General features: G+C 68.6%; 11 protein-coding genes. 8 read left to right on the top strand and 3 right to left on the bottom strand.

The window, feature by feature from the left end:
- The first annotated feature begins 50 nt into the window (after positions 1-50).
- The 5 genes from sucB (at position 51) to ACZ5WG_RS30435 (ending at position 7539) form a co-directional block, all read left to right on the top strand.
- Positions 51-1802, top strand: a complete 1752-nt coding sequence (gene sucB, locus ACZ5WG_RS30455; RefSeq protein ID WP_468727413.1) for a 2-oxoglutarate dehydrogenase, E2 component, dihydrolipoamide succinyltransferase — start codon at positions 51-53, stop codon at positions 1800-1802.
- A gap of 116 nt (positions 1803-1918) precedes the next feature.
- The gene (locus ACZ5WG_RS30450) at positions 1919-3286 is read left to right on the top strand and encodes a lipase/acyltransferase domain-containing protein (protein ID WP_468727411.1); all 1368 of its coding nucleotides are present in this window, start codon (positions 1919-1921) and stop codon (positions 3284-3286) included.
- A gap of 86 nt (positions 3287-3372) precedes the next feature.
- Positions 3373-3996 carry a GntR family transcriptional regulator gene (locus ACZ5WG_RS30445; protein WP_266633592.1) on the top strand — a complete coding sequence of 208 codons (624 nt, stop codon included), beginning with the start codon at positions 3373-3375 and terminating at the stop codon, positions 3994-3996.
- 221 nt (positions 3997-4217) lie between these two features.
- The gene (gene aceE, locus ACZ5WG_RS30440; protein WP_468727409.1) at positions 4218-6899 is read left to right on the top strand and encodes a pyruvate dehydrogenase (acetyl-transferring), homodimeric type; all 2682 of its coding nucleotides are present in this window, start codon (positions 4218-4220) and stop codon (positions 6897-6899) included.
- 121 nt (positions 6900-7020) lie between these two features.
- Entirely contained in the window at positions 7021-7539 is a 519-nt protein-coding gene (locus ACZ5WG_RS30435; RefSeq protein ID WP_468727407.1) for a DUF4240 domain-containing protein, read from the top strand.
- A gap of 9 nt (positions 7540-7548) precedes the next feature.
- Here the strand turns inward: ACZ5WG_RS30435 and ACZ5WG_RS30430 are convergent, their stop codons facing one another.
- On the bottom strand, positions 7549-8319 hold the full coding sequence (locus tag ACZ5WG_RS30430) for an SDR family NAD(P)-dependent oxidoreductase (protein ID WP_468727405.1): 771 nt from the start codon (positions 8317-8319) through the stop codon (positions 7549-7551).
- 87 nt (positions 8320-8406) lie between these two features.
- Between ACZ5WG_RS30430 and ACZ5WG_RS30425 the strand changes: the two genes are divergently transcribed.
- Positions 8407-9090: a TetR/AcrR family transcriptional regulator gene (locus tag ACZ5WG_RS30425; RefSeq protein WP_468727403.1), complete on the top strand. Its 684-nt coding sequence runs from the start codon at positions 8407-8409 to the stop codon at positions 9088-9090.
- On the opposite strand, the gene ACZ5WG_RS30420 is transcribed toward ACZ5WG_RS30425, so the two are convergent.
- Both ACZ5WG_RS30420 and ACZ5WG_RS30415 read right to left on the bottom strand, forming a co-directional pair.
- Positions 9062-9379, bottom strand: a complete 318-nt coding sequence (locus ACZ5WG_RS30420) for a MazG-like family protein (protein ID WP_468727401.1) — start codon at positions 9377-9379, stop codon at positions 9062-9064. The genes ACZ5WG_RS30425 and ACZ5WG_RS30420 overlap by 29 nt on opposite strands.
- 391 nt (positions 9380-9770) lie before the next feature.
- Positions 9771-10163, bottom strand: coding sequence for an effector-associated constant component EACC1 (locus tag ACZ5WG_RS30415; protein ID WP_468727399.1), 393 nt, complete (start codon positions 10161-10163; stop codon positions 9771-9773).
- Positions 10164-10210: 47 nt separating this feature from the next.
- Here ACZ5WG_RS30415 and ACZ5WG_RS30410 point away from each other — a divergent pair, with 47 nt between their 5' ends.
- Positions 10211-11899: a caspase family protein gene (locus ACZ5WG_RS30410; RefSeq protein WP_468727397.1), complete on the top strand. Its 1689-nt coding sequence runs from the start codon at positions 10211-10213 to the stop codon at positions 11897-11899.
- 659 nt (positions 11900-12558) lie between these two features.
- Positions 12559-13473 carry a tyrosine-type recombinase/integrase gene (locus tag ACZ5WG_RS30405; RefSeq protein WP_468727396.1) on the top strand — a complete coding sequence of 305 codons (915 nt, stop codon included), beginning with the start codon at positions 12559-12561 and terminating at the stop codon, positions 13471-13473.
- Position 13474 lies beyond the last annotated feature (1 nt).

Below are 13474 nucleotides of genomic sequence, written 5' to 3'. Positions count from 1 at the left end.
TCCCGGGCGCGACGACCACTTCCGCACTTTCGTAAGGAGCAACAGAAACCATGTCGGTTTCCGTAACCCTTCCGGCGCTCGGCGAGAGCGTCACTGAGGGCACTGTCACCCGCTGGCTGAAGGCCGAGGGCGAGCGCGTCGAGGCCGACGAGCCGCTGCTCGAGGTCTCGACCGACAAGGTCGACACCGAGATCCCGTCGCCCGTCTCCGGCGTCCTGGCGTCCATCAAGGTCGCCGAGGACGAGACCGTCGAGGTCGGCGCCGAGCTGGCCGTCATCGACGACGGCTCCGGCGCGCCGGCTGCCGCCGAGGCCCAGACCGTCGTCGCCGAGGTTCCCGCCGCGCCGGCTCCGGTCGCCGAGGCCCCGGTCGCCGCCCCGGCCCCGGTGGCCGAGGCTCCGGCCGCCGCTGCGCCCGCCGCCTCCGGCACGGACGTCGTTCTCCCCGCCCTGGGCGAGAGCGTCACCGAGGGCACCGTCACCCGCTGGCTGAAGCAGGTCGGCGAGGCCGTCGAGGCCGACGAGCCGCTGCTCGAGGTCTCCACGGACAAGGTCGACACCGAGATCCCCGCGCCGGTCTCCGGCACGCTGCTGGAGATCCGGATCAACGAGGACGAGACCGCCGAGGTCGGCACCGTCCTGGCCGTCATCGGCGCCGCCGGTGCCGCCCCGGCCGCCGCTCCGGCCCCGGTCTCGGCCGCTCCGGTCGCCGCCCCGGCTCCGGTCGCCGCTGCTCCGGTCGCCGCTGCCCCGGTCGCCGCTCCGGCTCCGGTTGCCGCCGCCCCGGCCCCGGTCGCCGCTCCGGTTGCCGCTCCGGCTCCGGTCGCTGCTCCGGCCCCGGTCGCCGCCCCCGCCGCTCCGGTCTCCGCCGGTGACGAGGGCGCGTACGTGACCCCGCTGGTGCGCAAGCTCGCCTCGGAGTCCGGCGTCAACCTGGCCTCGGTCTCGGGCACCGGCGTCGGTGGCCGTATCCGCAAGCAGGACGTCCTGGCCGCCGCCGAGGCCGCCAAGGCCGCCGCTGCCGCCCCGGCTCCGGCCGCTGCCGCCCCCGCCGCCAAGGCTCCGGCCGCCGCGGTCTCGGAGCTGCGCGGCCAGACCGTCAAGATGACCCGCATGCGCAAGGTCATCGGCGACAACATGATGAAGGCGCTGCACTCGCAGGCTCAGCTCAGCTCCGTGGTCGAGGTGGACATCACCAAGATCATGAAGCTGCGCGAGCAGGCCAAGGCGTCCTTCCTGGCCCGCGAGGGCGTCAAGCTCTCGCCGATGCCGTTCTTCGTCAAGGCCGCCGCCCAGGCGCTGAAGGCCCACGCGGTCGTCAACGCCCGGATCAACGACGACGAGGGCACCATCACCTACTTCGACTCGGAGAACATCGGCATCGCCGTCGACTCCGAGAAGGGCCTGATGACCCCGGTCATCAAGGGTGCCGGTGACCTCAACCTGGCGGGCATCTCCAAGGCGACCGCCGACCTGGCCGCCAAGGTCCGCGGCAACAAGATCACGCCGGACGAGCTGTCGGGCGCGACCTTCACCATCAGCAACACCGGCTCGCGCGGTGCGCTGTTCGACACGGTGATCGTGCCCCCGAACCAGGTCGCCATCCTGGGCATCGGTGCCACGGTCAAGCGCCCGATGGTCATCGAGACCCCCGAGGGCACCGTCATCGGCGTCCGCGACATGACGTACCTGACCCTGTCCTACGACCACCGCCTGGTGGACGGCGCGGACGCGGCCCGGTACCTCTCGGCCGTCAAGGCGATCCTCGAGGCCGGCGAGTTCGAGGTCGAGCTCGGCCTCTGAGGCTGACGCCCCATCGGCAGACGCCACGCACGGCGCCCCCGCCCGGAACCACTTCGGGCGGGGGCGCCGTCGTCATACCCTGGTGGGTCCATGTGTGACATCTCGGGGGGCGTCGTATGACACGGGCACGGGCACAGGTGACGGATCTTGTCGTGGTGTTGCCGGGCATCATGGGCAGCCGGCTGGCGGACGCCGACGGCACGGCGGTCTGGGACCTGTCGGGCGCCGCCCTGTTACGCGGCCTGCAGACCTTCGGCCGCTCCGTGACGGCCCTGCGCCTCCCGAAGGACATCGGCGACGGGGACCCGGGCGACGGGGTCGTCCCCGTGGGCCTGATGCCCGATCTGCACGCCCTCCCCGGCGTCTGGCACCCGGTGGACGGCTACACGGACCTGCTGCGCTGGCTGGAGCGGCACTTCACCCTGTCCGTGGCGGACAACCTCCTCACCTTCCCGTACGACTGGCGCCTGTCGTGCCGCTTCAACGCGGAGCGGCTGAAGGGCCGCATCGACCTGGAGCTGGAGCGCTGGCGGGCCTCGGCCCCCGAGCGCCGCGAGGCCCGGGTGGTGTTCCTGTGCCACTCGCTGGGCGGGCTGGTCGCCCGGCACTACGTGGAGCGCCTCGGCGGCCACGAGATCACCCGCCGCCTGATCACCCTGGGCACCCCGCACCGGGGCTCCGTGGAAGCCCTGGCCAACCTGGTCAACGACAGCCGCCCGCCGGGCCCGGACCTCGGCCCGTTCGCCCGCAGCCTGCCGTCCCTGCACCAGCTGGCCCCCGACTACGCGTGCGTGACGGGGCCGCAGGGCCTCGCGCACCCCCGCGACCTGCCGGGCCTGCCGGGCGTGGACGCGGCCCTGCTCGCGGACGCGGCCCGCTTCCACGCGGACCTGCGCAGCGCCCCGCCCCGGGCCGAACTGCAGGCGATCGCCGGCGTCGGCCAGCCCACGGCGGCGATCGCCTCGTACGCGGACGACCGCCTGACGCCCCTGCCGGAGCTCGACGGCGCGGCCGGGGGCGGCGACGGCACGGTCCCGCTCCTCGCCGCCCTCCCCGCGGACGCACTCGGCGAGGGCCCGGGCCGAGCGGTGACCGAGTCCTTCACCCCGTACGAGCAGCACGGCTCCCTGCACCACAACCGGGCCGTCCGGGACGCCCTGTGGGGGCTCCTGGGCCACACGCCCCCGCCCCGCCGGCGCGAGCACCCCGCCGTGGCCCGCCTGGGCGTGCAGGCCCCCTCAGCGCTGGCGGCCGGAGCCCCGTACGAGGTCACGGTCACGGCCCCCGACGCGGAACTGCGGCTCACGGCGGAACTGCGCCCGGCGGACGGCGGCCGCCCGACGGCCCGCACCCTGCGCAGTCTGGGCGACGGCCGCTACGCCGCCGCGTTCCCTCCGCCGGAACCGGGCGCGTACCGCCTGTCGGTAGGCCGGGTCACGGCTTTGGGCGTCGTCCTTGTTACCAGCCTCACCCAACGGCCCTGACCAGGAACGCATCCCGGCGGGCTACTGCGCCGTATTGTCTACGCATCAGAGCTCTGCATGCCCCCACAGGAGATGAAGCCCGGATGATCACCCCACCCGTCGTGCACTCGCTGCGCGAGCAGATCCGCGAGCACATCGTGGAGGGGATCGTCAGCGGGCGCTGGAAGCCCGGCGAGCGGATCGTCGAGCGGCGGATCGCCGTCGAGCTCGAGGTCAGCCAGACGCCCGTGCGCGAGGCCCTGCGCGAGCTGGAGACGCTGCGGCTGATCGAGTCGGCGCCGAACAAGGGCGTGCGCGTACGGAACCTGTCGGCGGCCGACCTGGAGGAGATCTACCCGGTCCGGGCCGGCCTGGAGCAGATCGCGGCCGAGCTGGCCGCGCCGCGGCTGGCGACGGACTGCTCGGCCCTGGAGCCGCACGTGGCGGCGCTGTGGGAGGCCGACCGGACCGAGGACGGGACCGCGCAGGTGCGGCACACCGTCGGGTTCCACCGGGAGATGGTGCGGGCGGCCGGGAACAGCGTGCTGCTGCACACCTGGGAGAGCCTGGGCATCGAGGTCTTCACGGCCCTGTCCATCCGCTGGCTCGGAACCGTCCAGAAGTCGTACGCCGAGGAGCACGCGGCCCTCGTGGAGGCGTTCCGCAATCAGGATCCGGACATCGGCGTGCTGGTGAAGCGGCATGTCCTGGGGTGCGCACCCCGCGCCTGACGGGTCACTCTGTCCTGGTTTGCCCGGCACCGGGTGCCTGATTCCATGGCACCGGGTGCCGACTTTTGGCCGGATGGCCATTTCAATGTCACATTCATTTGATCGATCATCGATCAGCGATTTACAGTCGTCGGCGGGCCCCACCCGGGCCCATCGACCCTGTCCTGCCCGTCAGGGATTTCTTCACCACCTCTCCTTTGTCCGGAAGGCGGCGCACACCGATGTCCGACCCCGTAGGAAAGCTTCCGAGCGAGCTCGACCAGCTCCCGGACCGCGACACCGAGGAGACCGCCGAATGGGCGGCCTCCCTCGACGCCGTCGCCAAGGCCGCCGGTACGCGCCGCGCCGAATACCTGCTCCGCCGCACCCTCCAGCACGCCGAGGCCGCCGGCCTCGCCCTGCCGAAGCTGCTGGAGACGGACTACGTCAACACCATCCCCACCTCCGCCGAGCCCGAGTTCCCGGGTGACGAGGAGATGGAAGCCAAGATCACCGCATGGAACCGCTGGAACGCGGCCGCCATGGTGACCCGCGGCTCCAAGTACGGCGTCGGCGGCCACATCGCCACCTTCGCCTCGGCGGCCTGGCTCTACGAGACCGGCTTCCAGCACTTCTTCCGCGGGAAGGAGGCCGACGGATCGGGCGACCAGCTCTACATCCAGGGCCACGCCTCCCCCGGCATCTACGCCCGCGCCTTCCTCGACGGGCGCATCTCCGAGCAGCAGCTCGACAACTTCCGCCAGGAGTCCGGCGGCAACGGCCTGCCGTCCTACCCGCACCCGCGGCGCCTGCCGTGGCTGTGGGAGTTCCCCACGGTCTCCATGGGCCTCGGCCCGCTCTCCGCGATCTACCAGGCGCGGTTCAACCGCTACCTGCAGAACCGGAACATCAAGGACACCGCCAACTCGCACGTCTGGGCCTTCCTGGGCGACGGCGAGATGGACGAGCCCGAGTCGACCGCCGCCCTGGCCCTCGCCTCCCGCGAGCAGCTCGACAACCTGACCTTCGTCATCAACTGCAACCTGCAGCGCCTCGACGGTCCGGTCCGCGCCAACTTCCGCGTGGTCCAGGAGCTGGAGGCCCAGTTCCGCGGTGCCGGCTGGAACGTCATCAAGTCGCTGTGGGGCTCCGCCTGGGACGAGCTGTTCCAGCTCGACACCACGGGCGCCCTGGTACGCCGCCTGCGCGAGGTACCCGACGCGCAGTTCCAGACGTACGCGACCCGCGACGTGGCCTACATCCGCCAGCACTTCTTCGGCGCCAACGCCGAGCTCGTGCAGCTGGCCGGCGTCCTGTCCGACGCGAAGATCGCCGAGTGCTTCCACAGCTCCCGCGGCGGCCACGAGCCCCGCAAGGTCTACGCCGCGTACAAGGCCGCCCTGGAGCACAAGGGCGCGCCGACGGTCATCCTCGCGCAGACCGTCAAGGGCTACACGCTGGGTGCCGGGTTCGAGTCGAAGAACGCGAACCACCAGATGAAGAAGCTGACGACCGACGAGTTCAAGAGCATGCGCGACCTGCTCGGACTCCCGATCCCGGACAGCGCCTTCGTCGACGGCCAGGTCCCGTACGGCCACCCGGGCGCCAACAGCCCCGAGGTGCAGTACCTGAACGAGCGCCGCGCGGCCCTCGGCGGCCCGGCCCCGGCCCGCAAGGTCCACCACGTGGCCCTGCCCGCCCCGGCCGAGCGCTCCTTCGCCCCGCTGCTCAAGGGCTCCGGCAAGCAGGAGATGGCCACCACCATGGCCTTCGTCCGGCTCGTCAAGGACCTGATGCGCGACAAGGAGACCGGCAAGCGCTGGGTGCCGATCGTCCCCGACGAGGCCCGTACCTTCGGCATGGAGTCCCTCTTCCCGTCGGCCGGCATCTACTCGCCGCTGGGCCAGACGTACGAGCCGGTCGACCGCGACCAGCTCATGTACTACAAGGAAGCCAAGGACGGCCAGATCCTCAACGAGGGGATCACCGAGGCCGGCGCCATGGCCGACTTCATCGCCGCCTGCACGTCGTACGCGACGCACGGCGAGCCGATGATCCCCTTCTACATCTTCTACTCGATGTTCGGCTGGCAGCGCACCGCCGACCAGATGTGGCAGCTCGCCGACCAGCTCGGCAAGGGCTTCATCGTCGGCGCCACCGCCGGCCGCACCACGCTGACCGGTGAGGGCCTGCAGCACGCGGACGGCCACTCGCACCTGATCGCGTCCACGAACCCGGCGTCGCTCAACTACGACCCGGCGTTCGCGTACGAGATCGCGGTGATCGTCAAGGACGGTCTGCGCCGCATGTACGGCGAGAAGCCCGAGGACGTCTTCTACTACCTCACGGTCTACAACGAGCCGAAGGTCCAGCCGGCCATGCCGGAGGGCGTGGAGGACGGCATCCTGCGCGGCCTCTACCGCTTCAACGAGGCCTCCTCGCTGGAGTCCGCCCCGGCCGCCGACGCCCCGAAGATCCAGCTGATGGCCTCGGGTACGGCGATCCACTGGGCGCTGGAGGCGCAGCAGCTGCTCGCCGCCGACTGGAACGTGGCCGCCGACGTCTGGTCCGCCACCTCCTGGGGCGAGCTGCGGCGCGACGCCCTGGAGTGCGACGAGGCGCTGCTGCGCGGCGAGATGCGCACCCCGTACGTCACCCGCGCGCTCGAGGGCGTCACCAGCCCGGTCCTCGCGGTGTCGGACTGGATGCGCCAGGTCCCGGACCAGATCAGCCAGTGGGTGGAGCAGGACTGGACCTCGCTCGGTACGGACGGCTTCGGCCTGTCCGACACCCGCGAGGGCGCCCGCCGCCACTTCGGTGTCGACGCGCAGTCGATCGTGGTGGCCGCGCTGGCCCAGCTCGCCCGCCGCGGCGAGGTGCCGGCGTCCGCCATCAAGGAGGCGCGCGAGCGCTACGGCCTGTAGGACTCGGGCACGGCAAGACTCAAGGCCGGTGTCCGGCCCCCGCGATCGGGGGGTCGGACACCGGCCTTTGGCCGTATGAGCGGTGGCGGCGAGGGGGCGCACCCGTGATGCTGGAGCGGTGATGGACGAGACGGAGTTCTGGGAGATCGTCGACCGTACCCGCGAGGCCGCCGAGGGCGACCCCGAGGAACACGCCGAGCTGCTCGTGGAGCGGCTGGCGCAGCTCGATCCGGACTCCGTCCTGGACTTCGCCCGGCACTTCGAGTCCCGGTACAACCGGGCGTACACGTGGGACCTGTGGGGCGCGGCCTGGGTACTGCTCGACGGGGCGAGCGACGACGCGTTCGACTACTTCCGCTGCTGGCTGATCGGCCAGGGCCGGGAGGTCTTCGAGGGCGCGGTGCACGATCCCGACGCGCTCGCGGAGCTCCTGGACGAGTTCGACGAGGACATCGACGGGGACGGCGAGGAGCTCGGGTACGCGGCCGACGAGGCGTACGAGCAGCTGACCGGGGCGGTGGCACCGGACTTGGGGATTCCGCTCCAGCCGGCCGAGCCGGAGGGCACCCCGCTGGACTTCGAGAACGAAGCCGTGCTCGCGGAGCGCTTCCCCCGGCTGTGGGACCGCTTCAGAAGCTGATCCCGCGGCCTAGTAGTGGGTACCGCCGTCGATGCGGATCTCGGTACCGGTGATGAAGGCGCCGTCCTCGGAACCCAGCATGGCGACGACGCCGGCGACGGTCTGCGGGCCGGCGAAGCCCTGGCCGATGGCCGGGGCCAGCTTCGTGAACAGGCTCCAGTCGGTGTCCTCGGGCAGGCCGGGGCCGTTGCCCGTGGTCATGCCGCTCTCGATGGAGCCGGGCGCGACGGCGACGAAGCGCAGGCCCTGCTTGCTGTACTCGGCGGCCAGCGCGTGGGTCATGGACTGGATGCCGCCCTTGCTGGCCGCGTACGCGGACATGTAGGGGTGGGCGAAGGACGCCGAGGTGGAGCTGAAGTTCACGACGACCGGCTGGTCGCCCTCCAGCAGTGCCGGGAGCGCCTCGCGGATCACCAGGAAGGTGCCGGTGAGGTTGACGGCGATGACCTTGTTCCAGAACTCGAGCGTGGTCTGGTGGGTGTGCGCGGAGCGCAGGATGCCCGCGGCGTTGACCAGTACGTCGAGCCCGCCGAGCGCCTGGACGGCGGCGGCGGTGCCGGCCTGCACGGCGGCCTCGTCGGATATGTCGAGGACCGCGGTGGTGAGCCGGTCGGCGCGCCCGTCGGCGAGGGCCTGGTCGGCGGTCGCCTTCAGGCCCGCCTCGTTCACGTCCACGGTGTGGACGCGGCCGCCCTCGGCGAGGATGCGGTGGACGGTGGCCCGGCCGATGCCGGAGCCGCCGCCGGTGATGAGGACGCGACGTCCTTCGTAACGGTTCATGGGGGCGAGCGTACCGAGTACGTGACACGTTTTGCCAGAGTGTCAAAGCATGCAATCCATCTCATTCCCGGGAGGTAGGCTTCACCCGTGAGATCCCCTCGTCCGTACTCTCCCCAGGCCGGTCCCGGAGTCCAGTCGCTGACCGAGCGCCGCAAGGCCGCCACGCAGCTCGACATCGCGCGCGCGGCCTGCGAACTCTTCGCCGAGCACGGTCCCGACGGCACCACCGCCGAGGACATCGCGCACCGCGCCGGCGTGGCCCTGCGCACGTTCTACCGCTACTTCCGCAACAAGCAGGAGGCCGTGGCCCCGCTGCTCGCCGGCGGCGGCGACGCCTGGCGCGCACTGCTCGCCGAGGAGGACCCCGGCACCCCGCTCGACGAGGCCCTGGAACGCGCGGTGACCCGCTCGCTCAGCGACTCCCAGGCAGTCGAGGAGGGCCTCCAGGTGACCCGCGGCCTGCTCCGTGCAGCCTCGAGCGACGAAGCGCTGCGCGCGGTCTGGTACCGGGTGAACCAGGACTCCGAGGAGCGCCTGGTCCCGGTGATCACCCGGCTGGCCGGCGAGGACGCCGACCCCCTGGGCGTCCGCCTCCTCGCGGCGGCCGCCACGGACGCCATCCGCATCTCCCTGGAGCTCTGGTCGACCACGGAAGCCCCGGTCGCAGGCCCCGGCTCCCCGCCGGAACTGGCCGTCCGCTGCCTGCGCGAACTGACGGGCTCGATGCCCCTGCTCCGCAGGGTCAGAGGAACCGGTCCGACTTCAGCCTGAGCTGCTCGGCGAAGAACGCGGCGGCATCGGGCCGCATCCGGGCCAGGGCCACCATCGCGGTCACGATGACATCGGCGACCTCGGCCTCCACGTCGTTCCACGTGTGCGAGGTGCCCTTGCGCGGGTTGGTCCCCTTGGCCCCGATGACGGCCTGCGCGGCCTCCCCGAACTCCTCGCCGATCTTGAGGATCTGCAGGGTCACGCTCTCCTCGTGCGCCATCCCCCGCTCCCGGTCGTACGCATCGAACCGCGCAGCCAGCGCACCAACGGTCTTCCACGGATCATCCATGGCCCCGAACCTAACCGGAAAACGGCGAAGCCCCGCCCTTCTCCGAGGAGAAGGACGGGGCTTCGGCCGGCCGGAGCACCAGCCGACCGGCGGTCGGCCGGCACTGGGGCTTAGATGTCGAGGAACTTACAGCGCAGCGCCGTGACTTGAGGAGACAGGTTCAGACCCACTTCTGACCAGCACAGGAGCGGTGGCCCTGGTCATCGTAGGTCCCCCTGGGCCACCCTCGGACGGCCCAGGGCGGTACACCACCCCGGAGGCCTGTACGCGCCGCGCGTTTCAGCAGGTCAGCCGTCCAAGGTTGGCCCGCCGGGCTCTACCCGATGCTGCCCAACAAGACCAAGAAGTCTTCTTTCCCCGATTACCACCGGCTGCCGTCATGGACAGGCGTCTACTGCTCGCCGTCTTCCAAAATCTTCCTCAAACCAAACTCCAACGCTTCCAGTGAGATGTTATCGCCGGAAGCCTCCACCTGGAGCGGCTCGCCATTGGGCCGCTGTACGGTGATCTTGATCTTGCGGAAGCGATCACGATTGAGCCACATGCGCACGATGCGCACAGCCGCCACGGCTGCCGCAGAAGTTTCGGGAATGAGGGCGAGGTCCGAGAGTCCACCCTTACCGCCTTCCGAGGCAACGACCCGCTCTTCTAGCCTGACATTGGGAGTCGATTGTACGTCCGATCGGAACTCTTCGAATGCCTGTTCGGCAGCAGGGTGATTGTTCGACAAGCCCTCAACGTCAAGCTCGATGGCCATCTCCACCACGGCACTCTTCTCCTTCATCTGATGTCTCGTTAGGCTACGGTAGCGCAGCCTCTGCGGCCCGGGGAGTGACTTTGCACAAGGCTCTATTGGTTTGCAATTCCGTATACCCGGAAGACCCGTCTAATCTTCCACCGCTTAATGGTCCGGTATTCGACGGTCTGATGCTGTGGCGCGTCATCACCGACCAACTCGTTGGCGAGTTTCCCACAAATGCCGTTGACGTCCTATACGAGAGATCGTCAAGTGAAATTTTGAAAACGGCCGAAGATTTCTTCATGTCGGCAGGCACGGAGGACACACTCCTATTTTATTACAGTGGCCACGGGAAGAAGGTGTCTGCAGATCTATTTTTGTGCGGTAGGGACACTATCCAAAGTAGGATAATTTCTACGGGCGTCTCCTGCAGTGCACTACGAAGCGTCATGGAGAGAACGCGCGCTAGGACTGTAATCGCCATCCTGGATTGCTGCCACAGTGGAGCGTTCAAAGGCGACGGTGGCGCTTTGGTAAATCAGCTGGCCGGAAACGGAAGATTTGTCATCGCGGCGGCGGGTGCCACAGAAGAGGCATCCGATAGCGCCGAAAGGGGGATGCCAAGTCCTTTTACTCAGTCCTTGATCGATGCCATGGCTTTTGGGGCAGAAGACCGTAACGCCGACGGGGTTGTTGACCTTGATGACATCTACAAATACGTGCACGATGAGCTGCCCTCCCAGCTGCCTCGCCCTAGACAGAACTTCAGCGGGTCCGGGTCGATCCCAGTCGCTAAGCGGCCCATCAGTGGCCGCACCCCAGTTGCCGGTGGCGGTCTAATCGAATCGGCCAATCAGAAGCCAGAAGAAGGCGATCACGTCGGGGCCACTTCCACCCAAGACAGATACCATTTTGGCTTTGGCGAGAGAATCGTCAGCATGTCGCCTCGCGCTCGGGGCGACTACTCCTATGGCGATATTTATGGTTGGATTTTCTACCTCATCTGCGCGATGGCTAACATTTCACTGTCCCTGGCAACGTTCCTTGCATTGCAAAGTGCATATTGGGACGACTACGCGGCCTCCTTTGATGATATTGAATTCACCTGCGCAACTTCCCTAGTGTTAGGCTTGCTGACTCTCCTTCTTTCCGTTGGGGAGGGAATCTACACGGCAGGCATCACCGGCAAAGCGGCTTCCCGTCGTGACGTATTGGACGGTGTGAATCGAAAATGGATGCGTGGGTTACTCATCACGAAGGACTTCGTAGCTGCTTGCTCCGGCTTTCTAGCTTTGGCCCTCTTCTTTGGACCTGAGGTTGATATTCCCACCTACCCACTGCTTGTGGCTTCTCTAGCTGCCACCTTCCTGATGTCAGCTGCCAGGCGGGGTCGCCTCGGCGATAGCGCTTTTCTTGCTGGCGCAATCATTGTTTTTTCCGGCCTATTCGTTCCTTCCTCAGAACTCGGATATGGCGCGGCTACGAGATTTGGCGCTGTCGCCTTTGTGCAGTCACTGTTGGCGGTGGTGATGCTCGTTCTGTGGTATTGGAGAGCGTCCGATCGAATTATGATGGCTTGGGCGGCTCTCAATGTTGCACCAATCCTCGTGGCACTCCAAAGTGGCATTGTTGCGGGAGTGAGTGCTCTTGGCGCGACCCTAGCTGCAGTTGGAGGGTTCTTTGGTAACGGCATCGCTCTTGGGCAAGGATGGCCGCCTGATAGGCGCGCCGCATCTCACCATGTGCTTTCAAAAACGCTTGGTTTAATTCGCAAGTTTTAAGATCTCTGCGGTTCTGGTGTGTGGCTCACTAGCTGGCTTACTCATGCTAGGTCGGTGGAGCTGCTTTGAGCTGGAGCTGCTTTGGCTCGAGTGAACATGGCCTCGTAGGCGTCCGGCGCTTTGGGAAGTCTGTGGACCTGCCCGTTAAAGCGCGACGTTGAGGCTGTGATCTTCGAGGCTCGCGCCAAAGTGGCTGCCTGAAGTCCTGGAGCCAGCTGCCCCCAGCCACGGCGCACCTTTTCCCTGACTTCAGGCGGCTGATTGCTGTGCGCGGCATGGGCGCCAGCCGGGCTGGAGCGGGGCGAAGACAGGAGAGCAGGCGCGGCCAGGGACCGGGCTGCGTGTGTTACGCGGAGCAAGCTGCCTTGATGGGGTGGAGAGGTTTCCCCCGCTCCAGTTGACCTGGAAGCACCTTCCGTCCACGTGCACCAGCACCTGACGGACAACGAGGGCTCCGAGGGCACGGTGCTGCGTCCGCGGTTCAGGCGTGTCCCGCTGACCGCGTTCCTTTACCGCGTCGACCGGGCCCTGCCGGTCCGGCTTATGACCCCGGCCAAACAGGCGGCCCTGGACCGGGCGAACGCGGCCGCCGTGCCTGCCCCGCCTGCCGGAGGGATGCCGGATACGTCCTCCCGGCCGCGCTTGGCGGCCACCGCCCCATGAGCGGCTTCCTGCCGGCGCACATCCGGGCTTGGGGCCGCATCCTGCAAGACGCGGGACTGGCACCGTCGTACCAGCGGGTCATCTTCGCCAACGTGTCGGCAGTCTTCGGCGCCGCCGTCGACGACGGCATCATCCACCGGAATCCCTGCCGTGCGGGATCCGTCCGGCCGCCGCGTGCGGACGTGAGGAAGCTCAAGCCGTGGCCGCGTGAACGCGTCCTCGCGGTCCGCGGAGCGTTGCCCGTGCCATACCGGAACGTGGTGGACATCGGTGCGGGATGCGGTCTGCGGCAGGGGGAGATCTTCGGGCTGGCCGTGGACGAGGTCGACTTTCTCGGGGGCGTCGTGCACGTCGTGCGCCAGGTGAAGATGGTCAGGGCACAGCTGGTGTTCGCCCCACCAAAGGGCGGGAAGCTCCGCGACGTGCCGCTGCCCGACTCCGTGGCGTTCGCTCTCGCGGAGCACATCACCCAGCGGCCGCCTATCGCCGTCACGCTGCCGTGGAAGACGCCGGACGGGCCGCCGGTCACGGCCACGTTGCTGTTCTACTCACGGGAGCGGAAGCCGATGAACCGCAATTTCTTCAACATGCGGCTGTGGAAGCCTGCGCTGGTCACGGCCGGCGTCATCCCGCCGCGCGTGCCGGGGCAACGCTTTACCCAGTCACGCGAGCATGGGATGCACGCCTTACGGCACTTCTACGCGTCCGTTCTGTTGGACGCCGGGGAGAACGTCAAGGCCCTGTCGGAGTACCTCGGCCACAGCGACCCCGGGTTCACCCTGCGGACGTACACGCACCTCATGCCCAACAGTCAGGCGAGAGCACGAAGGGCCGTCGACGGCGTCTTCCGCAAGGGCGGAGACACCGGCGACGGCCCACAGACGGCCCAGGAGGACGGAAACCCGTCCTGAC

Source organism: Streptomyces sp. NPDC032745 (assembly GCF_055579465.1).
Note: the sequence above shows the minus strand (reverse complement) of the source record. Positions and strands in the feature narration are given on the sequence as shown.

Bases quoted from the DNA above. Each gene is read 5' to 3' on its own strand.
- sucB (WP_468727413.1), top strand. From the start codon at position 51: ATGTCGGTTTCCGTAACCCTTCCGGCGCTCGGCGAGAGCGTCACTGAG.
- ACZ5WG_RS30450 (WP_468727411.1), top strand. From the start codon at position 1,919: ATGACACGGGCACGGGCACAGGTGACGGATCTTGTCGTGGTGTTGCCG.
- aceE (WP_468727409.1), top strand. From the start codon at position 4,218: ATGTCCGACCCCGTAGGAAAGCTTCCGAGCGAGCTCGACCAGCTCCCG.
- ACZ5WG_RS30435 (WP_468727407.1), top strand. From the start codon at position 7,021: ATGGACGAGACGGAGTTCTGGGAGATCGTCGACCGTACCCGCGAGGCC.
- ACZ5WG_RS30430 (WP_468727405.1), bottom strand. From the start codon at position 8,319: ATGAACCGTTACGAAGGACGTCGCGTCCTCATCACCGGCGGCGGCTCC.
- ACZ5WG_RS30420 (WP_468727401.1), bottom strand. From the start codon at position 9,379: ATGGATGATCCGTGGAAGACCGTTGGTGCGCTGGCTGCGCGGTTCGAT.
- ACZ5WG_RS30415 (WP_468727399.1), bottom strand. From the start codon at position 10,163: ATGAAGGAGAAGAGTGCCGTGGTGGAGATGGCCATCGAGCTTGACGTT.
- ACZ5WG_RS30405 (WP_468727396.1), top strand. From the start codon at position 12,559: ATGAGCGGCTTCCTGCCGGCGCACATCCGGGCTTGGGGCCGCATCCTG.